The following is a 23,546-nucleotide window of genomic DNA, read 5'->3' on the forward strand; positions in this document are numbered from 1 at the left end:
AGGACTAGGGCATTTGCTGCGAACCACGCCTTGCATCCAGGCCCGTAAGCCGACGCAGAGCACACATGGGACTTGTTCGCGCCTTCCTTAGCCAATCCCCCTGAGTCGTTTCTTTACATTACTGACAAAGGAAGATGGAAAGGTGGGGCGTGAGAATATTTTATTTCGCCCTGGATGACTTCCTGGCATAAGCTCACTACATTATCCACTCAGGACAGTATGCGCTTAAATTGATGGAGTTGAGTGCTGAATATGAGAGTTAATTTTCCACAATGGAACACCAGGGAGTTGCTGACTCAATCACTTCCCGGGCTGGCAGGATTGCTGCATTACCAAAAAGAATGGTTGCGGGATGATCTGCGTGCCGCCTTGTCGGTAACCGCAGTGGCCTTGCCTGTGGCCATCGCTTATGCCCAGCTTACCGGGGTAAGCGCCGTTGCCGGGCTATACTCCTGTATTTTACCTATGTTGATTTATGCCTTGTTTGGTACATCGAGGCAACTGATAGTGGGTCCGGATGCCGCAACCTGCGCCGTGATAGCTGCTGTGGTGACGCCACTGGCCGCCGGAGATGCCAAGGTGCACTGGCAGTTGGTGATGACCATGACCCTGATGACGGGCATTTGGTGCCTGCTGGCCAGTCGCTTTCGGCTCGGGGTGCTTGCCGAGTTTCTCTCGCGGCCGATTTTGATGGGGCTGCTCAACGGGGTGGCGATAACCATTATCGTCGGCCAGTTCTCGAAGATTTTTGGCTTTAGCTTCGACTCCCGCTATTTGCTGGAGCGCCTGGCAGGCGGCGCCGAGTATCTGTCGCGCACCCACTGGCCAACATTGGGCATGAGTCTGGCCACCTTGCTGGTGTTCCTGCTGGTCAAGCGTCTGCGGCCGCAACTGCCTGCCTCCATGGTAGCGATTGCGGTGGCCGGATTATTGGTATGGCTGTTTGATTTGCAGCAGTATCAACTGGCGGTGGTCGGCACTATTGAAGGGGGGCTGCCGGAGTTTCAGGCACCGGTATTTGATTTGGGGCTCAGCCGTGAACTGGTGATGCCGGCGCTTAACCTTGCCATGGTGAGCTTTGTCTCCATGATGCTGACGGCGCGCAGCTTTGCCGCCAAAAACGGCTACGATATAGATCCTGATAAGGAGTTTCGCGCGCTTGGATTTGCCAATATCGCCTCGGCGCTGTCTCAGGGGTTTGCCATCAGCGGCGCTGATTCGCGCACCGCGGTTAATGATGCCAATGGCGGCAAGTCGCAGTTGGTGTCTGTGATAGCGGCGCTGCTGATAGCCCTGGTGGCCCTGTTCCTGACTGCGCCGCTGCAATATATCCCTTCGGCGGCGCTCGGGGTGGTGCTGGTTATCGCATCGCTCTCTTTGATTGATATCAAGGGGATCTGGAAGCTGAGAAAGCGTGACAACGGCGCCTTTACCCTGGCGTTGATCACCCTGTTGGCCGTGCTCTTTATCGGGGTGATCCCGGGGATCACCCTGGCAGTGCTGCTGGGCTTGTTCCAATTTATCCGGGTAGTGATGAAACCCTCGGAGCAGCTGCTCGGTGTCGATCGCAAAGGGGTGCTGCGCAGTATCGACCGCAGTGACAAGGCTACGGCGATCCCGGGGATCATGATCTACCGTTTCAACTCACCCTTGACCTATTTCAACGCAGGTTATTTCAAACGCCAGTTGCTGCTCAGGTTAAAAGATCAGCCCGAGCCGGTGGACTGTGTGATAGTCGATGCGGTGGCCTGTTTCAGTCATCTGGATATCAGTGTGATGGCCATGATTGCCGATTTGGCGCACCTGTTGAAGCGCCGCGGTGTCAGCCTGGTACTGGCGGGCCGTAAACGTCAACTGCTCAGCTGGTGTGAAGCCAGTGGCATAGATGTGGCGGAGGATGGTTTGATCATCAGGCCTGATTTGGCCTTGGCGGTGCGTATGCATCAAAACTACAAACAAGCGGTCGCTGAGGGCCAGGCCCCCGAAGTGCGGCGTTTGGCCGGCGATGATACCAGCGCCCCCAGACCGTCACACCTGTAAAACCTGGCGGGCTCCCGATAGCACGCAAACGCCTGCCAAGATTGCTCGGCAGGCGCTAAAGCGGCTGTTGCTCGCCGCTTTCCAGCCACAGTGGCTTGGGTTTCATGGCGCGGATAAACCAGGGGTGCTCGAGCCAGGCCTGCAGCCATTGAGTCAGACAGGGCAGGGGGGCTGCATTGAACCTGGCTCTATCCACATGGGCAAATTGGCGCACAAAAGGGAAGATGGCGAGATCCGCCGCGCTCATACGCCCGAGCAACATGACCTGCTGTTGTTGCTCTTTTTGCCCCTGTAGCTTTTGCTGCCCGAGATGTTCTTGAGCCTCAGCCAGTCTCTGCTCCAGTGGCAGCAAGTATAGGAGCGCTTGCTCGAAATAGCTTTGCTGGCTGAATTCAGGGTAACGGTCAAAGTATTTGTATCTGTCCAGCAAAGGCTTGAATGCCCTGTCATTGGTTGCAATCAGGGCTGAGATAAGGTTTTCTTCCTCAGGATTTTGCGGCAGCAATGAGTGGGGATCGGCTTGCGCCAATGCCCAGAAGAGGATATCCAGACTCTCGTCAAGCACCCTTCCACCGGCGAGTTGCATCACAGGCACTGTGCCCTTCGGCGATAGGGCCAGCATCTCCTGCGGCTTATTTTTCAGCAGAATTTCCCGCACCACAACAGACTGGTCGGCGGCAATCAAGCCCAGTCTGGCGCGCATGGCATAGGGGCAGCGGCGAAAGCTGTACAGCATAGTTTGACTGCTTACTTGAGTCACAAGAGTCCCTTGGCATTTCAATAAAACAGCCATTGTAGGAATGACTCGGGTGACAGGCAAGGTTGCTGTCCATAACGGCATATAGAGGATTAAGTCGTTACGATACGGCTACTTGATTCAGAAATCGCCTAATAACCCTACTTTTGCTGTCTATTTGCGCTACTGTGATTGGGATAGAATGGCGCCCCCATTTGGGGAGGCCGATCACCTAAGGAAGGTTCCAGAAGGTGAGGCTGTTATGCACTGGAAATTAGGTTCCAGCCAGCAGAAGTTGAGGTAATGATGTCCAAAATAGTTGTATGCGCTTTATATAAGTTTGTTTCCCTGCCGGATTATGAGGCTTTGCGTCAGCCGTTGCTCGAGACCATGGAAGACAATGGCATTCGCGGCACCTTGCTGCTGGCTGCCGAAGGCATTAATGGCACAGTGGCCGGCTCGGAAAGCGGCATCAATACCCTGATGGCCTGGTTGGATGCCCAGAATGGCCTGGATAATATCGTCTCCAAGCGCTCATTTGATGATGAGATGCCGTTTTACCGCACCAAGGTCAAACTCAAGAAAGAGATAGTCACCATGGGTGTGGAAGGCATAGATCCCAGAGAAGTGGTCGGCACCTATGTCAAACCCAAAGACTGGAATGCGCTGATCTCCGATCCCGATGTGCTGCTGGTTGATACCCGCAACGACTATGAAGTGCAAATTGGTACCTTCAAGAATGCCGTCAATCCCGAGACCGAGACTTTCCGCGAGTTCCCAGAATATGTGAAGCAGCAGCTGGATCCGGCCAAGCACAAGAAGGTAGCCATGTTTTGCACCGGCGGGATCCGCTGTGAAAAGTCCACCGCCTACCTTAAGCAACAAGGCTTTGATGAGGTGTATCACCTTGAAGGTGGGATCCTCAAATATCTGGAAGAAGTGCCCGAAGAGCAGAGTCTGTGGCAGGGAGAATGCTTTGTCTTCGACAACCGGGTTTCAGTGGATCATCAGTTGCAAAAAGGTCAGTACGATCAGTGTAATGCCTGCCGGATGCCGATAACCGAGGCCGATATGCAGAGCCCGGCCTATGAGCAGGGTGTCAGCTGTCCCCATTGCATAGATAAGCTGGATGAAAAGCAGCGCCGGCGATTTATCGAGCGTGAGCGGCAGATGCAACTGGCCAAGCGCCGCGGTGAGGCTCACATAGGCGCCGATGTCAAAGAAGTGATCCATAAGCGCCGTGAGCAGAAACAGCGTCAGAAAGAGCAGGCCAAGCAAACCTCCTGATAGCGCTAAGAAATCTAATCATCGAAGGAGCCCATTGGCTCCTTTTTTGATATACAGATGATTTAGGTTCCTCCAGTCACTATGGTTTTTCGAGCCGGAACAAACAGCAGCCTTCCCCCCACTCAATCCCCATTCAGGGGTCTTGAGCCCCAAGCCGGTTTTTCCTTTGATTTGTGCTGCCCAGCCAAAGCCCTTCACATAACTGCAATCTTGATTAACCAAATTTGTCATCTGGATCTTCGACAATCAGGCCGCACTACCTTTACTTGTGACCAATTTACTTCAACCCAATACGGATGATGAAAGTGATGAAAAATAGATTAGCTGCGTTGATCTCTTGCAGCCTGGTAACCATGGCGGCCAACAGCGCCGTGTTACCCAGTGTTCAAACTGACAGCCATTGGTATAAGGAAAGCGCCCAGCGGGTGTCAGACAAGGCTAGATTAGAATCAAAAGCAAAAGCCAAAAACGTCATTTTGTTTGTCGGTGACGGTATGGGGATCTCCACCTTGACTGCTGCGCGTATCTACCAAGGGCAGCAGCTGGCCGGTAACCAGGGTGGTGAAGAGAATTTCCTGAGTTTTGAGAAGTTTGACCATACCGCATTGATCAAGACCTATAACACCAACCAGCAAACACCGGACAGTGCAGGCACCATGACGGCCATTGCGACCGGGATAAAGTCCAAAGCGGGGGTGATTTCGGTATCCGAACAGAGCCTTCGTGGCAACTGCCTGTCATCCAAAGGTAATGAGCTGGTGACTCTGGTGGATCTGGCCAATGCCAAAGGCTTATCTACCGGTGTGGTGAGCACTGCACGTATCACCCACGCCACTCCGGCAGCAACCTATGCCCATAGCCCGGAGCGTGACTGGGAATCTGACGCCAACTTGCCTGCCGAGGCGGTAGCCAACGAGTGTAAAGATATCGCCTACCAGATGGTGATGCGCGATAAAGACAATGCCCTGTCAGTTGCCCTGGGCGGCGGTCGCCGCGCCTTTATCCCTGAAACCGTGACAGATGGCGAGAACAAGAAAGGCCAGCGTAAGGATGGCCTGGACTTGACCAAGGCTTGGGTCGACAACCTGGACAACGCCGCCTATGTGTGGAACAGCACAGAGTTTGACGCCATAGATGCCGGCACTACAGATCACCTGCTGGGCTTGTTCAACTCCTCCCACATGGAATATGAAGCGGACCGCGCCGATGATGTGGGCGGCGAACCTTCATTGACCGAGATGACAGCGAAATCTCTCGAGATTTTGCAGAAGAATGACAAGGGCTATCTGCTGATCGTCGAGTCGGGTCGTATCGACCATGGTCACCACGCCGGTAACGCCAAGCGCGCCCTGGCCGATGCGGTGGAACTCTCCAACGCCGTTAAGGCGGCGGTCGAAAACACCAACCCGGAAGAGACGCTCATTCTGGTCACCGCCGACCACAGCCACGTGTTCACCATCGCAGGTTATCCGAAGCGGGGTAACCCTATTCTGGGTCTGGTGCACGGCGTGGATGGAAACCTTTCTACTGCCCTCGATGGTAAGCCATACACTACCTTGGGTTACACCAATGGCCCGGGCGCCGTTGTGGGGAACCGTGACGACCTGACCTCAGTGGACACTCAAGACAAAGACTTTATGCAACAAGCTCTTATTCCTATGGGAAGTGAAACCCACGCCGGTGAAGACATTAGTTTGCATGCCACAGGCCCCGGCGCCAACCTGGTGCAGGGTGTGATGGAGCAGAACGTGATTTTCCACATTATCAATCAAGCCCAAGAGCTTGGCGGTACTAAGTATTAATTGGGAGCAAGGAAATGAATAAGAAATTACTGGTACTGTCTTTGGCCGCGATTCTCGGCTTGGCGGCCTGTGGAAGTGACGGTGACAACGGCAAGGACGGCAACGCAGGCACTCCGGGCACGGATGGAAGCAACGGCAGTGACGGAAAAGACTGGACCGCCGTTAATCAATGGTATGTCGATGGTCAAAACCGCGTCACCAAGGCGTCCAATATGAGCAATAACACCCAGGCGGGTGCGGCGAAAAACATCATCTTGTTTGTCGGCGATGGCATGGGCGTTTCAACTGTGACGGCGGCGCGGATCCTCGATGGTCAGCTTAAGGGGCAGACCGGAGAGGAAAACTCACTCTCCTTTGAGACTCTGCCTTATCTTGGCCTGGCCAAGACATATAATGTCGATGGTCAAACCCCGGATTCGGCCGGCACCATGACGGCCATGGTCACCGGGGTAAAGACGGACGTTGGCGTGATCTCACAGGCTGAAGGTGTCGAGCGCGGTGTTTGTTCCTCCGCCAGCGGTCAAAACCTGGTGACTTCGCTGGAGCTGGCCGCCATGGCGGGTATGGCTACCGGTGTGGTTTCAACGGCACGTATCACTCACGCGACCCCGGCGGCCACTTATGCCCATGTGCCGGATCGCGACTGGGAAGCGGACAGCAACTTGCCAGCCGAAGCCGTCACCAACGGCTGTAAAGATATTGCCGCCCAGATGCTGGACTTCAATAACGGCAAAGGGATCAATGTGGTTATGGGCGGTGGTCGCCGCGCGTTTATTCCCAACACTACTATCGATCCTGAAGGCAAAGCAGGTAAGCGTAACGATGGTCGCGATCTGACCGCCGAGTGGCTGTCCCAGTACCCCAACGCCAGTTACGTTACCGACCGTGACAGCTTCCTGGCGATGGATACCGGCAGCACAGAGCATGCGCTGGGGCTGTTTAACTCCTCTCATATGGAATATGACTACGACAGAGTCGAGACCGGTGTGACCGGAGAGCCTTCTCTGGCAGAGATGACGGCCAAGAGTATCGATATTCTGAAAAAGAACGACAAAGGCTTTGTCCTGATAGTTGAAGCCGGTCGTATCGACCATGCTCACCATGCCGGTAATGCGGCCCGCGCCCTGCACGACACCATAGCCTTGTCTGAGGCGGTACGTGTCGCCATGGAGAAGACTTCGGCCAATGACACCTTGCTGATGGTTACCGCCGACCACAGCCATGTGTTCACCATCGCCGGCTATCCGACCCGAGGTAATCCTATCCTGGGCCTGGTGAAGAGTAACGATGCCAACGGTCAGCCGTCGGTCACCAACTCTACCGATGCCAACGGCATGCCTTATACCACGGTTGGTTATGCCAATGGTCTGGGCTTTGGCTCGCTGGCGACCGGTGGCGATGAGCGTTACAACTATGCCGCCGAGCCTGGTCGGGTGGATTTGAATTACATAGACACCCAGAGTGTGGGGTTCCATCAGGAGGCATTGGTGCCGCTGGAAAGTGAAACCCATGCGGGTGAAGATGTGGCCATCTTCGCTCGCGGCCCGGGTGCCAGCCTGGTTCAGGGTACGGTTGAGCAGAACCACATCTTCCATGTGATGAACTTTGCCGGTGACCTGGTCAATAAGGCCGAGGCCGCCGCGGCGCAATAAAGTTTAGCGTTTCGCAGCCTGATGCCCCTGCTTATCCCTAGGTTCAAGCAGGGGCATCAGGCTACTTCTTTGGTTTTGGTCTTTGGTTTTAGTCTTTTGTTTTAGAGTCATATCAGTAGGTTTATTATGTCCCGTGTAACATTCAAGCCAGCGTTTCCCTTTTTTCCCCGCGTAGCGCTTCATATCGCTCCTCGAACCGCTCATTGCACAGCCCCTCGCGTTCTTGGTCGCCCACTCACATTGTCAATCACATTGTCACTCACGCTGTCACTCACTTTGGGGATCACAGCTTCTCTGGGGCAGTTTGCCATGGCCAATACTCAGTCTGTCAGCAACCAGCCTGGCAGCCAGGAGCACGCCCATGTCAAAGCGGGCGGCTCAATTGGCGATGATGCTAATGTTTGTGCCGCCAACCCCGGTCGTTTTCAAGCCAGCTATCAGATCACTGTTGGCAGCGGTGATCAGGCCAGGCAGCAGCAACTGACCCTGACGCGCTTTGACGATACCATCATCTATCAACGCAGCCCTGTCAGCTACGAGGCTTGGCATAAAAATGGTGAGTATGTGCGTTATTTCCCCCAGGAGAAACGCTCTATCAGCTATCGCCGTGGTGACCTCTTGGCGCTGAATATTCACACCGATCTCGATAGGCAGTTTCATCTGATATCGCCTGCAGCCTTGAGTCAATTTGAAAAGGGCCAAAGCCTGCAGGATAGCTGCTTCACCCGTCAGAGCTATTCCCTTAAGAGCAAGAGTCATGAACAAAGCCATAGTCATGACGCAGGTCATGAAGAAAACCATAGTCACGCGAACAAAAGCGCCTCCGAGCCGCAGTCTTTGCAATTGAGCTGGATAAGCGAGCTGGAGCTGCCGGCCGAGATGACTATCACTCAAGGTGAGCAGCGTATTGTTTATCGGCTCAGCAAGCTGACGCCTGTGAGCCAGGAGAGTTTCAAGCGGCTTACCTCAGGTTTCCAGGACCTCGACTTTGCCGATGTGGGCGACAGTGAGTCTGACCCTTTTATTGCCAAGATGATCACCCAGGGCTTTATTCAACATGGCAGCTCAGGCTTCTACTCGGCAGATGGGCAGCAGCTTGAAGGCGGGCATCACAGCCACTGACATCATAGCCACTGATTAACCCCCAGTTACCGATATAACAAGGGCCTAGTCACAGGACGTCAGTTATCGGCATAACTTATCTGCAGCTCAAAACCCAACGGGGCGAGCTGCTTTTGCTCCCGCTGCAGGTCTTTGGCAAACAGGCTGATGCGTTGACGCGGCTCGGGCAGGCTTATCTGCATCCCTGTTGCCGTGGGTTTTACCCGGGTGATTTTCAAGCTGCGGGCGATACGGCCGAGATTCAGCAACACGGCGAGGCGCAGCAGCGCCATTAAACGGATTAGGCGTAATTTCTGAGCGGGCTCCAGTTGTGCCAGCGCCTCCAGGTTGGGTTTTTTGCGCTGGTTGCCAATCAGCAGTGCCAGCAGCTGTTGCTGCTCTTGGCTGAAACCTGGCAGATCGCTATTGGCTATAATGTAGGCACCGTGTTTGTGGTGAGCGCGGGAGTTGATATGGATCCCTATCTCATGCAGTTTCACCGCATGTTCCAGCAGGGAGCGCCAGGGCTCGAGTTGCCAACAGTCGGCCACGGCATCAAACAGCTGTTTGGCGGAAGTGGCCACCTTGGCGGCATGGTTCAAGTCCACATGATAGAGTTTGGCCATGCTCTCGACAGTGCGACCGCTGACATCACCGAATTGGCTGATCCCGGCAAGTTCGTAAAGTACGCCTTCGCGCAGTGCCCCTTGCGCAAACTGCAACTCGGTGACCGGCAGCCTCTTGAAGAAGCTGATCAGGATAGCCAGCCCCGCCGGTAGCAAAGGCGCACGTTTGCTGTCCACCTGCGGCAGTTCAATCTGATCCACATGCCCCCAGTCGAGCAACTGCTGCTTCAACTGCTTGAGCCTGGGCAGAGTGATGGTTTCATCGTTGAAGAAGTGCTGCATCGCCTCGCAGATGGCCTTGACACTGCCTGAGCTGCCAAGAGTGAGATCCCACTGGCCACTGAAATATTCCTTGGCCAGTGAGGCAAACTGTTTATCGGCCGCTGCTTGGGCGGCGCGAAAGGTCTCCAGTGTTAGCTTGCCGTCGACAAAGTATTTCTGGTTGTAACTGACGCAGCCACAGCGCAGGCTGGAGAGTATCTGCGCCTGAGTCTTGTGGCCAAGCACCACTTCGGTGGAGCCTCCGCCGATATCTATGATGAGGTTGCGCTCTGCCAACTCCTGGCTGTGGGCTATGCCCTTGTAGATAAGGCGTGCCTCTTCATGGCCGGATACCACTTCGACCGGGTAGGGCATAATGGCCCTGGCAGCCTCGATAAAGGCCTCACGGTTACGGGCGACTCTCAGAGTGTGGGTGGCCACCAGTCTGACTCTGGCCTGATCCAGAGTGGAAAACCTGAGGTTGAAATCCTTGAGGCAGGCGAGACCGCGCGCTATAGCGTCATTATCCAGCCTGTTGTCCTGATCCAGCCCTTCGGCCAACTGTACCAGACGTTTCTCTTTATGCAGGATCTGAATGCTGCCATCCTGCTCGCGGGCTATCACCAGATGAAAGCTGTTGGAGCCCATATCCACAGCGACAAAATGCTTGGGTGTTGCAGTCAAGGTGGTCCTCATTTTGCTATTGTGTCGGTTCCTGGGGCTTGGCCAGATCCAGTTGCCGCTGTTTTTCGTAGTTGCCCAGATATTGATGTATGGCTATTTGGGATCTTACCTTACGCTTGTTGCCCCGCTTACGGTAGGGGTTGGATTGATCTTTGTTGATCACCCGCGCCTTGATGTTGTCGGCAAATTGCAGCGCCAGGGTATCGAGGATCATCTGCTTCAAACCGGGATCATATACCGGAGTGCTGACTTCAATACGGTTATCGATATTACGCCCCATCCAGTCGGCAGAGCAGAGAAAGAGTTTGTTTTCGCCGCCTGAGTGGAACAGCATCACCCGCGAGTGCTCGAGGAATCGGTCCACTATGCTGACGACCTCAATATTGTTGCTGATCCCGGGAATATTGGGAATAAGCGCGCACATACCGCGAATAAGCAGACGGATTTTGACGCCGGCGCTGGACGCTTCATATAGCTTTTGGATCATCGCCTCATCCACCAGATTGTTGAGCTTGAGGGTGATGGCGGCCTTGATGCCGCTCTGGGCATTGATGATCTCCTGCTCGATAAGGCCGGTCAGCTTCTGGCGCGCATCATAGGGTGAAACTATCAGATGCTGGAAGTTATCCCGTCTGTAAGGGTGCTCAATCAACTCAAATACCTGTTCTATCTCGGCGGCAATTTCCTGATTGGCGGTAAACAGCGAAAGGTCGGTATACACCCTGGCCGTACCCTCGTTGAAGTTGCCCGAGCCAATGTGGCCATAGAGGCGCATTGCGCCGCCTTCCTCACGGCCGATAAGGCACATTTTGGCATGGACCTTCAAGCTTGGGATCCCATGGTGCACCTTGACACCGGCTTCGGCGAGCACCCGGCTCCACTCTATATTGGCCTGCTCATCGAAACGGGCCCTGAGTTCAATCACTGTGGTGACCTGTTTGCCGTTTTTCACCGCATCTATCAGCGACTGGATGATATGGGACTTTCTCGCCACCCGATAGAGGCTGATTTTGATGAACTTGACGGCAGGATCATAGGCCGCCTGGCGCACCAGCTCGGTAAAGTGGGAAAACTTGTGATAGGGGTAATAAAGCATGATGTCGCCGCGGCGAATGGCGTCAAACTTGTTGGCACAGACACTGAATCCGGCCGAGTCCAGTGCCGGAAGCTTGTCGTTTTCCAGGTATTTGCGCCCTGGATTGGGAAAGCCGATAAAGTCCTTGAAGCTGTGGTAACGGCCGCCGGGGATCAGGCACTCGGTATTGGAGATATTCAGCTGCGCCGTAAGCATGCTCAGCATATGCTCCGGCATCTCTTTGTCATACACCAGACGTACCGGCTCGGCAGTGAGGCGCTTTTTCAGGCCCTTGGTGAGCTTTTCCAACTGGCTCTGTTCCAGCTCATCGGTGAGATCGAAGTCGGCGTCGCGGGTCAGCTTCATGGAGAAGACTTCGATCTCTTCATATTCGAAGAAAGGGGAGAATAGCTCATCGACACAGTGCCTTATTATGTTATCGAGCAAGATCAAATGCTTGCGGCGCTTTGAGGTTTCAGCCGGCAGTTGGATGAAACGCGGCACATTTTTGGTGGGCACTTCCACCAGGGCGTACTGACGCTTTTCCCGGCTGTAGAGGCACACCGCCAGATAGGTGGTGTCATCGTTGAGTTGTTTGAACAGCTCGGAGCGGTTGCTGAGGATAAGCGGAGTGATGTGGCGCTTGAGCTGATCCTTGAAGTGCTTTTTCAACCATTGGCTGTGAAAATCGCTCAGTTGTTTCTCATTGATGAGAAAGATGCTGTGTCTTGCCAGTTCCCGCATTAACTCGCCGTAAATGGCGTCGAAACGCTCTTGTAGTATCAGGACCTTGGTCTGGATCTTGGCCATCAAATGGCGACTGGAGTTGCGACCTTCCTGCAGGCTGGATAACAGAATCGAGCGGCGCACCGCAGCAACCCTGACCCGGAAGAACTCATCCATGTTGTTGGAAAATATGCCCAGAAAGCGAACCCGTTCCACCAGAGGAACCAGAGGATCGGCCGCTTCCTGCAAGACTCTTTCATTGAAAGACAACCAGGAAAGCTCCTTATCCAGAGAAAATTTTTCGACGGACGGTGACACGGTAAAGACTCCTCGTGAGCAGACGCCGGGCATAGAGAAAGCCCGGCAAATATACAATAACACTCTGATATCCGCTTGTAATCAGAGAATAAAGGCGGGGCGCAGTTTCTTGGTTTTACGCTATTTGGGCCCGGCCCAGGTTTGAATTCGGGGTTGCGCCGGCGCTTAGGAAGGTGCGAACAAGTCCCATGTGTGCTCCGCGTCTGCTTATAGCCTTGGGTACAAGGCGTGGTTCCAGCAAATGGTTTTAGTCCTTTGTCCTTTGCCAGAACGCAAGAACGCAAGAAGCGTTCCCTAAGGGTAGAGCGAATTTATGTCGAAAGAATGACAATCCCCCACTTTGGTCAAAGAGAGCGATATTGACGATTGGGTTTTCTGCCCTGCTTATGCTATGTTGCGCCCTTTTTTCTCGGCCGGTTTCCTGGCCGGGAGCGGGCGCTGAGGCTTTGTCTTCAAAGCAAAAAGCGGCGCCCGGGCCACTTAGAGCCAGCGAAAGCAGGAGGACGGAATGTTTGCAGGTTTTGACTATGGCAGTGCCAACTGCGCCATTGGCGTAATGGATGGGGGCCAGACCCGGCTCTTGCCTCTGGCCGAGGATGGCAACTATATGCCATCGACTATTTATGCCATGGAGCGCGAACTCATTTCCGAGTCTGTGCTGCAGCGCTTGCCTTTGGCGGCCCAGGCTGATTTCAAACCCAAACGTACTGCCGAGCTGAGTCGCGCCCGAATGGCGCGCCTGGAGCTGGACTTGCTTGCCAACGAGCAAGCGGTATTCATCGGCAATCAGGCGATTGAAACCTATATGGAGATGCCGGAAGAGGGCTTCTATGTTCGCTCGCCCAAGTCCTTCCTCGGCGCTTCGGGCCTGCTCAGCAATCAGATGGCGCTGTTTGAAGATATCGTCACCCTGATGATGCAGGAAATTCATACCCGGGCGCAGCAGAGCCTGAAACAGGCAATTTCCCAGGTGGTGATCGGGCGGCCGGTTAACTTTCAGGGCATTGGCGGCGAGCAGAGCAACAAGCAAGCAGAGGCTATTTTGACTCTGGGGGCCCGGCGCGCCGGGTTCACCGATGTGGCTTTTTTGTATGAGCCTATGGCGGCTGCCCTTGAGTTTGAGTCGACACTCACCCGGGAGCAGCGGGTGCTGGTGGTGGATATTGGTGGCGGTACCAGCGACTGCTCCTTTGTACGCATGGGGCCTGAGCTTAAAGACAAGAAAGATCGCAGTGACGACTGCCTGGGCCACAGTGGTCAAAGGGTAGGGGGCAACGATCTGGATATCGCCCTGGCGATGGCCGGTTTTATGCCGCACTTGGGGCTCGGCAGCGCCTTGAACACAGGCAAGCCTATGCCAAGGCAACCCTTCTGGAACGCGGTCGCCGTCAACGATGTCAGTGCCCAGCGGGAATTCTCTGCCTTGAGTAGTCGCAAGTTGATCGAAGAGCTGCAGCGGGATGCCAAAGAGCAGGCGAAACTTGCGCGCTTATTGAAGGTGCAAAAAGATCAGCTGGGTTATCGTTTGGTGCGCAGTGCCGAGCAGCTTAAAATCGCCCTGAGCGACAGTAAGCAAGCCGCTATGGATATAGGTTTTGTCGAAGCGCCCAAACCGCGGCCCTTGACTGTGAATGTCGATGCCGCCACCTTTGTGGCCGCCATCGATGAATCGCTCGAAACGGTGCACAAACTTATCACCCAGGCTTTGACGGAAGGGGGATGTCAGCCGGATGTCATTTATCTCACAGGTGGCAGCGCCAAGAGCCCGTATATTACCGAGCAGATCCGCGCGCGTTTCCCTGATGTGGCTTTGGTCAGTGGCGATCACTTCGGCTCTGTGGTGGCCGGCTTGACCCGCTGGGCCGAGCGCCTGTACCGTTAGTCGCAATTATTGCACTTTGATTGAAAGAGGACTCTTCATGGCACTGAAAAAAACGCCACTCTTGGCCGCCTTGGTCGCTACTGTGGCGACAAGCTTGCTCGCCGGCTGCGGCGATGATGTAGGCAAGGTCAGCCTGGGCGTATTTACCACCAAAGATGTGATCATAGATGCCAAGACAGATCCCAAACTGCCCGGTGTTACCTGTCATATCAGTCGCATAGAGGCCAATCTGGATTTTGCCGACCCATCGGATATGAGTATCAGCTGTCGCCAGACAGGGCCGATAACCAAGACGCAACTGGCCGGTATTGAACTGGGGAAGAAGGGCGAGATAGTGTTTACCGAGTCCTTGAGCATCTTGTTCAAGAGCCTCAAGGTGAGGCGTATCTATGACAGTGAACACCAGACACTCCTGTATCTGTCCTATTCCACCAAAGAAACCAACGGTAGCCACAAGCACGCCCTGTCCACTGTGCCGCTGTGGGGAACCGACGCCTACGAGCCAAGGCCACAGGCGTTAAACAGATAGTTCCGGGGGGCAGGTAAGAGTCACCAGGGAATAGGCTTTTGCTTCTTTTTCATTGCACTATCTTACATAGAGGCGGTGATGGCTAGAGGAGACTTGGTCTGCTCCCTGTTCAGCTAGCCTTAATTAATTTGAATGAAGGTTATCAGCCCCTTGATTCTGCTTTATGCCTCGCCATAGCAGTAGGCCACCGAGTATCAGCACCAAAGTAATCACGGGCCCACCGACCGTATAATCGTTTAAGGCGATCATCGGCGGCAACTGGGCCTTGTCTTGGTATGCTGCATCGGACACTAGGATTAGAAGCGCCAAACCTGCTGCCGCCAACAAGGCGATACCGCTGGAGCGGCACCAGTTACGGCGGCGGTTGAGAAAACCGGCGAGGGTGAGGCTGACAGCCGCCAGCAAGGCGCCGAAGATAACCATAAAGTATTTTGCCGGTTGTTGCTCCGGCAGGCTCTGGAAGGCACCAAAAATACAGACATAAGTTGAAAAAGCGCCGACCAGCAGTAACAGGTAAGCAAGCAATATACGCAGCAGTGACATACGGGTCCTTGTTGTCTTTGGGAAAGGTGGCGATTAAAACATAAAAAAAAGCCCACTTGAAACAAGTGGGCCGCAAAAATTAAATCATTGCAATCAACAAATTGAAGGAAGGAAGTCAAGCATAAGAACCAGGGAAAACTGCCATGAAAACTACACAACAGTTTTGAAGTTCTTGGTTTTCATATTTACCGGGGTAAATACTTCCTGAAAACGAGGCATATTTTAGTGACAGAATGTGTCAGCAACAAGCGAGAAAAACTACGTCATGAGATAAATAAAACTAATGCTACAAAGGTGATGTAAATCACGTAAATGCAGTTATAGCCCGCGTTTCGCTTCTTTAATCAATGTCGCTGCATAAATTTGCAATTTATATAATTAATCCTTGTTGCCGTTTTATTAACATTTGTCATTGTTCAATCCTTGCACAGATTGTCATTTGACGATTGTGTCGGTTTTTTTTGCTTGTATAGTACTTTGCAAGTCGCTGCGTTTGCATTTTTTGCTAAAACGCCGCTGTACGCCTCTTTATTTAGTCGGACAGGAAGTTTCCATGACAATAACTACAAAATTGGCTCGCCCTATGCTTTTGGCGGTTGGCTTGAGCCTGGCGCTCGGCGCCTGCCAGAGCACAGATACTCCAAATGGTCAGAATGCGCTGGCTACCGTTAAGTCCCAGTATCCGGCGACCCGCGCCGAAGTGCTGGTTGAAAACATTCACGGTGTTCAGGTTGCCGATCCTTATCGCCACCTGGAAGAAAGCACTCCGGAAACCGAAGCCTGGGTCAAGGCTCAGCAGGTTTTTGGACAGGAGTATCTGTCGGCTATCCCCAACAAGCAGGCGGTAGTCGACAGGATCACCACCCTGTGGAACTACGAAAAAATCTCTGCTCCTTTCGAAAAGGGTGACAACACCTTCTACTACCGCAACGACGGTCTGCAGGCCCAGTCAGTGCTCTATGTCAAAGACAAGCAAGGTAATGAGAAGGTGTTGCTGGACCCCAACGCTTTCTCCGACAAGGGCACAGTTGCCCTGTCCGGCGTGTCAGTGAGTGACGATGGCAAGGTGCTGGCCTATGGTGTCTCTGAGTCCGGCTCCGACTGGCAACAGTGGCAGTTTATGGATATTGCCAGCGGCAAGCTGCTCAGCGACAAACTGGAGTGGATCAAGTTTTCCTCTGCCGTGTGGGATCACGCCAATGAAGGCGTATTCTATGCCCGCTATGATGCCCCGGCCGGCGGAGACAAGATGGCCGATGTCAACTTCAACCAGAAGGTTTACTACCATAAGCTGGGCACAGATCAGAGCCAGGACAAGCTGGTTTATCAAAGGCCACAAAACAAGGACTGGGGCTTTGGTATCGGTGTTTCTGAAGACGGTGACTATCTGCTGCTGTCCATCTCTCAAGGGACCGACAGCCGCAACCGCTTCTTCTATAAGTCACTCAAAGATCCCAAAGCGGAAGTGGTCGAGCTGATTTCCGAGTTGGAAGCCGAGTACAGCTTTATCGGCAACGACAAGTCAGTGTTCTACTTCAAGACAGATCTCGATGCCCCCAACGGCAAAGTGATTGCGATAGATTTACGCCGCCCGGCCAAAAAAGACTGGAAGACAGTGATCCCTGAGACAAAGGACCCTATCGCCAGTGTTGGTATCATCAATGATCACCTGGTGGTGAGCTCACTGCATGACGTGCTGGGGCAGCTGTCCATCTACTCCATGGGCGGCGTCAAGCGCCAGGACGTGACTCTGCCTGGCAAAGGCAAGATTGCCGGCCCATACGGCAAACGCAGCAAAGACTACTTCTATTACACTTTCAACAGCTATGTGCAGCCGCAGACCACCTATAAGTTTGACTTCAAGACAGGTGAGTCCGAGCTGTACCAGAGCCCTAAAATCGCCTTCAATCCGGATGATTATGTATCCGAGCAGGTGTTCTACACCAGCAAGGACGGTACCAAGGTGCCCATGATGCTGTCCTACAAGAAAGGGCTGAAGAAAGACGGCACTAACCCGACACTCCTGTACGCCTATGGTGGTTTTGCCATCTCCATGACCCCAAGATTCAGCCCGGCCAATATCGCTTGGTTGGATATGGGCGGCATCTATGCTGTGCCCAGCCTGCGTGGCGGCGCTGAATATGGTGAGAGCTGGCACCAGGCCGGTATGTTCGACAAGAAGCAAAATGTGTTTGACGACTATTTTGCCGCTGCCGAATACCTGCTGGATCAGGGCTATACCAATAAGAGCAAGCTTGGCGCCTATGGCCGCAGTAATGGTGGTTTGTTGATGGGCGCCGCCGTGACCCAAAGACCGGATCTGTTTGCCGCCGTGCTGCCCGCCGTTGGGGTACTGGATATGCTCAGATTCCACAAGTTCACTATAGGCTGGGCCTGGACCAGTGAATACGGCAGTGCCGACAATGCAGAGCAGTTCCCGGCGTTGCTGGCTTACTCGCCATATCACAACGTCAAGTCTCAGGCTTATCCTGCGACCATGGTGATGACAGCCGATCACGACGACAGGGTGGTGCCGCTGCACAGCTTCAAGTTTGCCGCCATGATGCAGGCCAAGCAACAGGGGGATCAGCCGGTTATCATGCGTATCGAGTCCAATGCCGGTCACGGTGCAGGTAAACCCACGGCGATGAAGATAGATGAAGCGGCGGATATCTTCACCTTCCTGTGGCACAACTTTGGCTTGACCCTGCCGAGCAAAATCGACGGTTAAGCTTAAGTTAAGCCTTGAAAAAATAAACTGGGGCCTGCGGGCCCCTTTGCTTTTTCCGCCATTCACAAGCGGATTGTGGATAAGGTATAGTAGGCCTCACTTTTGGCGCATTAAAAGCAAGTGGAAGCATGTTTCGTTGGCCTATCACTGTCTATTATGAAGACACAGACGCGGGTGGGGTGGTTTACCATTCCAACTATTTGAAATTTTTTGAAAGAGCCCGAAGTGAGTGGCTCAGGTCTATGTCGGTGAGCCAAACCGCCCTGTTGCAGCAGGATATCGCCTTTGTGGTACGCCACGCCGAGCTGGATTTCTGCAAGGCGGCGCGATTTGAGCAGAACCTTTGGGTGGAAACCCGTGTCTCAGAAGTGAAGCGGGCATCTTTGGTGTTTGAACAGCGCCTGGTAGATGCCGAGGGTGAGTGTTATTGCGCGGCCAGCATTCTGGTTGCCTGTATTTCGCTCGAGCGCATGCGGCCATTGGCCATTCCCCAACACATTTTGCAGGAGTTTAAAAAAGGTGGAAGCTGAGATTTCGTTTATTGGATTATTCATGCAGGCCAGTCTGTTGGTAAAACTGGTGATGCTCACCTTATTGTCTCTGTCTATCGCGTCCTGGGCTGTGATTATCCAGAGGCGCAAACTCCTGAAAGCGGCCAGGCAAAATGCCGAACGCTTCGAAGAGAAATTTTGGTCCGGTGTGGATCTCAATCGTTTATACCAGGAGCTGTCGGCTCGCCAGGAAAGTAACTCAGGGCTTGAGTCCATGTTCGTATCCGGTTTTAAGGAATACGCCCGCCTCTCAAAACTGAACGGTCGGGTGCCAGAAGCCATTATGGATGGCAGCTATCGCGCCATGCGGATCTCCCTCTCCAAAGAGCTGGATAAGCTGGAAACCCATCTGCCACTCTTGGCAACCATAGGCTCCACCAGTCCCTATATCGGCCTGTTTGGGACAGTTTGGGGGATCATGAACTCCTTTATCGCCTTGGGCGCGGTGGAAAATGCCACCCTGGCCATGGTGGCACCGGGTATTGCCGAAGCGCTTATTGCTACCGCCATGGGCCTGTTCGCCGCCATTCCTGCGGTTATCGCCTACAACAGATTCTCTACTCAGGTGGAAAAGGTCGAGTCTTCCTACGCCAACTTTATGGAAGAGTTCTCCGGCATATTGCACCGTCAGGCATACAGCGATAAGGAAGCCGTATGATGCAGGGATATCAGCGCAAGCGGCGTCGCCCCGTCGCTGAAATCAATGTGGTGCCCTATATCGACGTGATGTTGGTGCTGCTGATCATCTTTATGGTGACGGCGCCGATTGTGACTCAAGGGGTGAAAGTAGACTTGCCTCAGGGTGAGGCCGAGCCGCTGCCCGCCGACAGCAAGCCGCCTGTGGTGGCCTCCATCAATGCCGAGGGTGAGTATTTTCTCGACTTGGGTGGCTCACCCAATAATGAGGTGCTGGATCTGGAAGAGATCAGCACCCGGGTCAGCGCCATCATCCAAATGGAGCCGGATCGCCCCGTGGTGGTTAAGGGCGATCGTGCCATTCCCTACGAGCGGGTAATTCAACTGATGGTATCGCTGCAACATGCCGGCGTGCCTTCGGTCGGTTTGATGACAGATTCGCCAGAGGAGAAGTAAGTGGCTGGGAAATCTGATTTTACTGTCCCCTTTATCATCTCAGCTGTGCTGCATATTGGGGTTATTGCGATTCTGGCCATGGGCGTGGACTTTCATGACAAGCCAAAGCCGCAGCCCACCCAGGCGCAATCTGCGCCTGTGCAGGCCGTGGTGGTCGATCAGCAGAAAGTGGATGACTATGTCCAGAAGCTGAAACAGGACAAGGCCGCCGCCGAGCGCCGCGAGCGCGAACGGCAGCAGGAGCTGGATCGCCAGGCCAATGAAGCCAAGAAGGCCCGCGAGCAGGAGCAGGAACGGATCCGCAAGCTGGAAGCCGAGCGCAAGCAAAAAGAGCTGGAGACCCAGAAAGCTGCCGACGCTGCCAAGGCTGCCAAGCTGAAAGAGCAGCAGGAGAAAGAAAAAGCCCAGAAAGCCGAGGCCGAGCGTAAGGCCAAGGAGCAACAGCGTAAAGAAGCTGAAGAGGCTGCCTTGAAGGCCGAGCAGAAACGCAAGGCTGAAGAAGCCGCCGCCAAGAAGGCGGAAGAGGAGCGCAAACGCAAAGAGGCTGAGCGTAAGGCCAAAGAGGAAGCCGAGCGTAAACGCAAGGCCGAGGAAGAGGCCCGTCGCCGTCAGGAGCAGGAGTTGGCCGAGGCGCTGGCCGCCGAGCAAGCCGCCTTGTCTGCTACCCGCAATCGTCAGGTCATGAGTGAAGTCGACCGTTACCGGGCGATGATCACCGCCACTATTCAGCGCAATCTGGTGGTGGACGAGTCGATGCGCGGCAGAGTCTGTAAGGTTAAGGTGCGTCTGGCCAAAGATGGCTTTGTCACCAACAGCCAGATCATTGAAGGGGATCCTGTGGTATGTCGCGCCGCCAAGGCCGCTATCAATAAAGCCGGGCGTTTGCCGGTTTCCCAGGAGCCCGATGTGTATCAGCTGATGAAAGAGATTAATTTAGAAGTTAGACCGGAATTCAACTAAGGGAGCCCCATGAAACGAATTGCCAAGAGTCTTATCTGTTTGCTGGCCGTGCTGGTGCTACCGGCTAAGGCGGCACTGGATATAGTGATCACCGAAGGGGTGGACGCCGCGCGTCCCATCGCCGTGGTGCCATTTGTTTGGCAGGGCGCCGGGCCTGCTCCCGAGTCGATTTCGGATGTAGTGATGTCTGATTTGACCCGCAGCGGTACCTTCAAGCCTCTGGATGAATTGTCATTGGGCCAGCGCGCCATCAGCAAGATGGACGAGTTCAATGCCGCAGCCTGGAAAAATGTCTCTGCCGAAGCTGTGGTGATGGGCTATGTGAAACCCTATGGCGCCGGTAAGTATCTGGTGAGCTTTGATTTGGTGGACTTGGTCAAGGCGCAGATGCAGTCCGGTGGCCCTCAGTCCCGCAGCGAGCTCTTGCTGGATAGCCGCGAAACCGTTATCAGCGAAGCGCAGTTTCGCCAGTATGGTCACAGGATCAGCGATATAGTTTATGAGAAACTGACCGGGATCCGCGGTGCCTTTTTGACTCGCATCGCCTATGTGGTGGTGAATCACCAGGAGAAGAATCCCTACCGCCTGATGATTGCCGACTACGACGGCTACAACGAACAGATGCTGCTGCGCTCGCCTGAGCCTTTGATGTCTCCTGCCTGGTCTCCGGACGGGCGCAAGCTGGCCTATGTCAGTTTTGAAAACAAAAAGGCTGAAGTGTTTGTTCAGGATATCTATAGCCAGAGCCGCACCAAGGTTACCAGCTTCCCCGGCATCAACGGCTCGCCAAGCTTCTCGCCCGATGGCAGCAAGTTGGCGCTGACTCTGTCCCGCGACGGTCAACCTGAGGTCTATGTAGTAGAGATTGCCACAGGTGCGCTCAAGCGGATCACCAACCACTATGCCATTGATACTGAAGCCACTTGGTTCCCCGATGGCAAGTCGCTGCTGTTCACTTCCGAGCGGGGTGGCAGGCCCCAGCTATATCAGGTAGAGTTGGCCTCAGGCAAGGTGACTCGCCTGACATTCGAAGGTGAGTGGAACCTGGGGGGAACTGTGACCCCTGATGGCCGCAGTATGATTTTCGTCAACAGAACCAACGGCAAATACAATATTGCCCGTATGGATCTGCAGACGCGTTTTATGCAGGTGTTGACTTCAACCCGGCTCGATGAATCACCCAGTGTTGCCCCTAACGGCACCATGGTGATTTATGGCACTACCTATAACGGCAAGCAGGTGCTGGCAGCGGTATCTGTCGATGGCCGTTTCAAGGCGCGGTTGCCTGTGGGGCAGGGCGAGGTGAAATCACCCGCTTGGTCACCGTTTCTATAACTTATATTTCAGAAGGATAACATGATGGATCTCAACAAGTTGTTTAAGGCAATCGTAATCGCTGCGCCATTACTGGCTCTGGGTGCCTGTAGCTCAACTTCAGAATCAGAAACGGACGCCAGCGGTTCGACAACTTCCGGCAGCGAGTACGGCAGTGGTGCCGGCGGTGTGGAAATCGGTGGTGCCAATCCGGTTTTGAGCCCGGAAGAGCAGCAGCGCCTCAAGTTCCAGGAACTGCGTAAAGAACACATCATCTACTTTGATTTTGACCGCAGTGAAGTGCAAACAGAATTTGCTGAAATTCTGGAAGCCCACGGCACTTATCTGGTTGAACATCCTAACGTACGCGTGTTAATTGAAGGCCACGCCGACGAGCGTGGTACTCCAGAGTACAACATAGCTTTGGGTGAGCGCCGCGCCAAGGCTGTAGCCAAGTACCTGCAGGGTATGGGCGTACTGCCAAGCCAGATGAGCATTGTCAGCTATGGTGAAGAGAAGCCGCTGGATATGAGCCACACAGACGAAGGTTTTGCCAAGAACCGTCGCGCTGTGCTGGTGTACTGATCCCGGCATTAGAGGGATATTGAAGAATGAAGAAAGCCGTTATTATCACGGCCATGCTTCTGGGAACTGGGGTCGCTTATGCGGCCCCTGCGCCCGTTGAAGACATTGGCGGCGGTTCCAGTGAGGATCGCATCGCCCGCCTTGAGCGGATCATCAAGGCTCGTCAGCAAGCTGAATTTGAGACCATGCGCAGAATGGATACTCTGCAACAAGAGGTGCTGGAACTCAGAGGCTTGACCGAACAACAGAACTATCAGATCAACCAGATGTTGCAGCGTCAGCGCCAGCTCTATGACGAAATCGCCAACTTGCAGAGCAAACCGGCGGCGCCCGCCATCAGTCAAACTTCATCCAATGTGGTGGCCAGCTCCTCTTTGTCCGAGACCGACAGCTATCAAAGGGCGGTCGATCTGGTACTGAAAGAGCGCCAGTACGACGCTGCAATTCCGGCATTTCGTGACTTTATCAAGCAGTATCCCAATTCGGGCTTTGCCGATAACGCCAACTATTGGCTCGGGCAACTGCTCTATAATAAGAATGAATTTGCCGACGCCAAAACTGCTTTTGCCAATGTGGTCGATAACTTCAAGGAATCGGGTAAGCGGGCCGACAGTCTGGTTAAACTTGGGCTGATCGCCGAGAAAACCGGCGATAAAACGGCGGCGAAGAACTACTATCAGCAAGTGGTGAAACAGTACGCAAACAGCGCTGCAGCAAGGATTGCACAGCAGCAACTGGCGGCAATTAAACCATGATTTAACTAAAAAACATCCGCCCAGTTTGTTTTTCATGCAAACGACAAAAAATCGGGAATTTACACTTGCATGAGAATCACAAAGCGGTATTATAGGCGCCCTCAGCACGGCACTGCCTGCTGGGGCGAAACTTGAATGGGTCGTTAGCTCAGTCGGTAGAGCAGTTGGCTTTTAACCAATTGGTCGAAGGTTCGAATCCTTCACGACCCACCATCAGGAAGGATAGACCACAACATTCAGTGGGTCGTTAGCTCAGTCGGTAGAGCAGTTGGCTTTTAACCAATTGGTCGAAGGTT

The 23,546-nt window shown here is 53.9% G+C and carries 20 protein-coding genes and 1 tRNA gene; 16 read left to right on the forward strand and 5 right to left on the reverse strand.

Annotated elements, in window-relative coordinates:
• Positions 1–252 precede the first annotated feature (252 nt).
• A complete protein-coding gene (locus CX651_RS17590) occupies positions 253–2,040 on the forward strand; it encodes a SulP family inorganic anion transporter (protein WP_101057254.1) in 1,788 nt (595 codons plus the stop codon).
• A gap of 55 nt (positions 2,041–2,095) precedes the next feature.
• Here the strand turns inward: CX651_RS17590 and CX651_RS17595 are convergent, their stop codons facing one another.
• Entirely contained in the window at positions 2,096–2,776 is a 681-nt protein-coding gene (locus CX651_RS17595) for a glutathione S-transferase (RefSeq protein WP_101057255.1), read from the reverse strand.
• A 306-nt stretch (positions 2,777–3,082) separates the two neighbouring features.
• On the opposite strand from CX651_RS17595, the gene trhO reads away from it, so the two are divergent.
• The 3 genes from trhO to CX651_RS17610 all read left to right on the forward strand — a co-directional run bounded on the left by trhO (position 3,083) and on the right by CX651_RS17610 (position 7,517).
• Entirely contained in the window at positions 3,083–4,063 is a 981-nt protein-coding gene (trhO, locus tag CX651_RS17600; protein WP_045283770.1) for an oxygen-dependent tRNA uridine(34) hydroxylase TrhO, read from the forward strand.
• Positions 4,064–4,362: 299 nt separating this feature from the next.
• Positions 4,363–5,865: an alkaline phosphatase gene (locus tag CX651_RS17605; protein ID WP_101057257.1), complete on the forward strand. Its 1,503-nt coding sequence runs from the start codon at positions 4,363–4,365 to the stop codon at positions 5,863–5,865.
• 14 nt (positions 5,866–5,879) lie between these two features.
• Positions 5,880–7,517, forward strand: coding sequence for an alkaline phosphatase (locus CX651_RS17610; protein ID WP_101057259.1), 1,638 nt, complete (start codon positions 5,880–5,882; stop codon positions 7,515–7,517).
• Between the two features lie 3 nt (positions 7,518–7,520).
• Here the strand turns inward: CX651_RS17610 and CX651_RS17615 are convergent, their stop codons facing one another.
• Entirely contained in the window at positions 7,521–7,700 is a 180-nt protein-coding gene (locus CX651_RS17615) for a hypothetical protein (protein WP_101057261.1), read from the reverse strand.
• A gap of 57 nt (positions 7,701–7,757) precedes the next feature.
• Here CX651_RS17615 and CX651_RS17620 point away from each other — a divergent pair, with 57 nt between their 5' ends.
• Positions 7,758–8,639: a hypothetical protein gene (locus CX651_RS17620; RefSeq protein ID WP_189577797.1), complete on the forward strand. Its 882-nt coding sequence runs from the start codon at positions 7,758–7,760 to the stop codon at positions 8,637–8,639.
• A 59-nt stretch (positions 8,640–8,698) separates the two neighbouring features.
• Here the strand turns inward: CX651_RS17620 and ppx are convergent, their stop codons facing one another.
• Both ppx and ppk1 read right to left on the reverse strand, forming a co-directional pair.
• Positions 8,699–10,189 carry an exopolyphosphatase gene (ppx, locus tag CX651_RS17625; protein WP_257580045.1) on the reverse strand — a complete coding sequence of 497 codons (1,491 nt, stop codon included), beginning with the start codon at positions 10,187–10,189 and terminating at the stop codon, positions 8,699–8,701.
• 16 nt (positions 10,190–10,205) lie between these two features.
• Positions 10,206–12,341, reverse strand: a complete 2,136-nt coding sequence (ppk1, locus tag CX651_RS17630; protein ID WP_373296840.1) for a polyphosphate kinase 1 — start codon at positions 12,339–12,341, stop codon at positions 10,206–10,208.
• 475 nt (positions 12,342–12,816) lie between these two features.
• Here ppk1 and yegD point away from each other — a divergent pair, with 475 nt between their 5' ends.
• Positions 12,817–14,190, forward strand: a complete 1,374-nt coding sequence (gene yegD / locus CX651_RS17635) for a molecular chaperone (protein WP_101057266.1) — start codon at positions 12,817–12,819, stop codon at positions 14,188–14,190.
• 37 nt (positions 14,191–14,227) lie between these two features.
• Positions 14,228–14,719, forward strand: coding sequence for a CreA family protein (locus CX651_RS17640; protein ID WP_101057268.1), 492 nt, complete (start codon positions 14,228–14,230; stop codon positions 14,717–14,719).
• Positions 14,720–14,842: 123 nt separating this feature from the next.
• On the opposite strand, the gene CX651_RS17645 is transcribed toward CX651_RS17640, so the two are convergent.
• Entirely contained in the window at positions 14,843–15,262 is a 420-nt protein-coding gene (locus CX651_RS17645) for a hypothetical protein (protein WP_101057270.1), read from the reverse strand.
• Between the two features lie 553 nt (positions 15,263–15,815).
• Between CX651_RS17645 and CX651_RS17650 the strand changes: the two genes are divergently transcribed.
• The 9 genes from CX651_RS17650 to CX651_RS17690 all read left to right on the forward strand — a co-directional run bounded on the left by CX651_RS17650 (position 15,816) and on the right by CX651_RS17690 (position 23,463).
• Positions 15,816–17,993 carry a prolyl oligopeptidase family serine peptidase gene (locus tag CX651_RS17650; RefSeq protein WP_101057272.1) on the forward strand — a complete coding sequence of 726 codons (2,178 nt, stop codon included), beginning with the start codon at positions 15,816–15,818 and terminating at the stop codon, positions 17,991–17,993.
• A gap of 128 nt (positions 17,994–18,121) precedes the next feature.
• Positions 18,122–18,523 (forward strand): tol-pal system-associated acyl-CoA thioesterase, encoded by a 402-nt coding sequence (ybgC, locus tag CX651_RS17655; protein ID WP_025011952.1) that lies wholly within the window; start codon positions 18,122–18,124, stop codon positions 18,521–18,523.
• Positions 18,513–19,202, forward strand: coding sequence for a protein TolQ (tolQ, locus tag CX651_RS17660; protein WP_025011953.1), 690 nt, complete (start codon positions 18,513–18,515; stop codon positions 19,200–19,202). The genes ybgC and tolQ overlap by 11 nt, the downstream gene beginning before the upstream one ends.
• Positions 19,199–19,636 carry a protein TolR gene (gene tolR, locus CX651_RS17665; protein ID WP_071237975.1) on the forward strand — a complete coding sequence of 146 codons (438 nt, stop codon included), beginning with the start codon at positions 19,199–19,201 and terminating at the stop codon, positions 19,634–19,636. The genes tolQ and tolR overlap by 4 nt, the downstream gene beginning before the upstream one ends.
• On the forward strand, positions 19,637–20,596 hold the full coding sequence (gene tolA, locus CX651_RS17670; RefSeq protein ID WP_101057274.1) for a cell envelope integrity protein TolA: 960 nt from the start codon (positions 19,637–19,639) through the stop codon (positions 20,594–20,596).
• Positions 20,597–20,605: 9 nt separating this feature from the next.
• Complete coding sequence (gene tolB / locus CX651_RS17675) at positions 20,606–21,931, forward strand: Tol-Pal system beta propeller repeat protein TolB (protein ID WP_071237977.1); 1,326 nt, start codon at positions 20,606–20,608, stop codon at positions 21,929–21,931.
• Between the two features lie 24 nt (positions 21,932–21,955).
• Positions 21,956–22,495 carry a peptidoglycan-associated lipoprotein Pal gene (gene pal, locus CX651_RS17680; RefSeq protein WP_071237978.1) on the forward strand — a complete coding sequence of 180 codons (540 nt, stop codon included), beginning with the start codon at positions 21,956–21,958 and terminating at the stop codon, positions 22,493–22,495.
• 26 nt (positions 22,496–22,521) lie between these two features.
• Positions 22,522–23,250: a tol-pal system protein YbgF gene (gene ybgF / locus CX651_RS17685; protein WP_071237979.1), complete on the forward strand. Its 729-nt coding sequence runs from the start codon at positions 22,522–22,524 to the stop codon at positions 23,248–23,250.
• A gap of 137 nt (positions 23,251–23,387) precedes the next feature.
• Positions 23,388–23,463 (forward strand) — tRNA-Lys (locus CX651_RS17690).
• Positions 23,464–23,546 lie beyond the last annotated feature (83 nt).

Source organism: Shewanella chilikensis (assembly GCF_002836945.1).
GTDB classification, from domain to species: Bacteria; Pseudomonadota; Gammaproteobacteria; order Enterobacterales; family Shewanellaceae; genus Shewanella; species Shewanella chilikensis.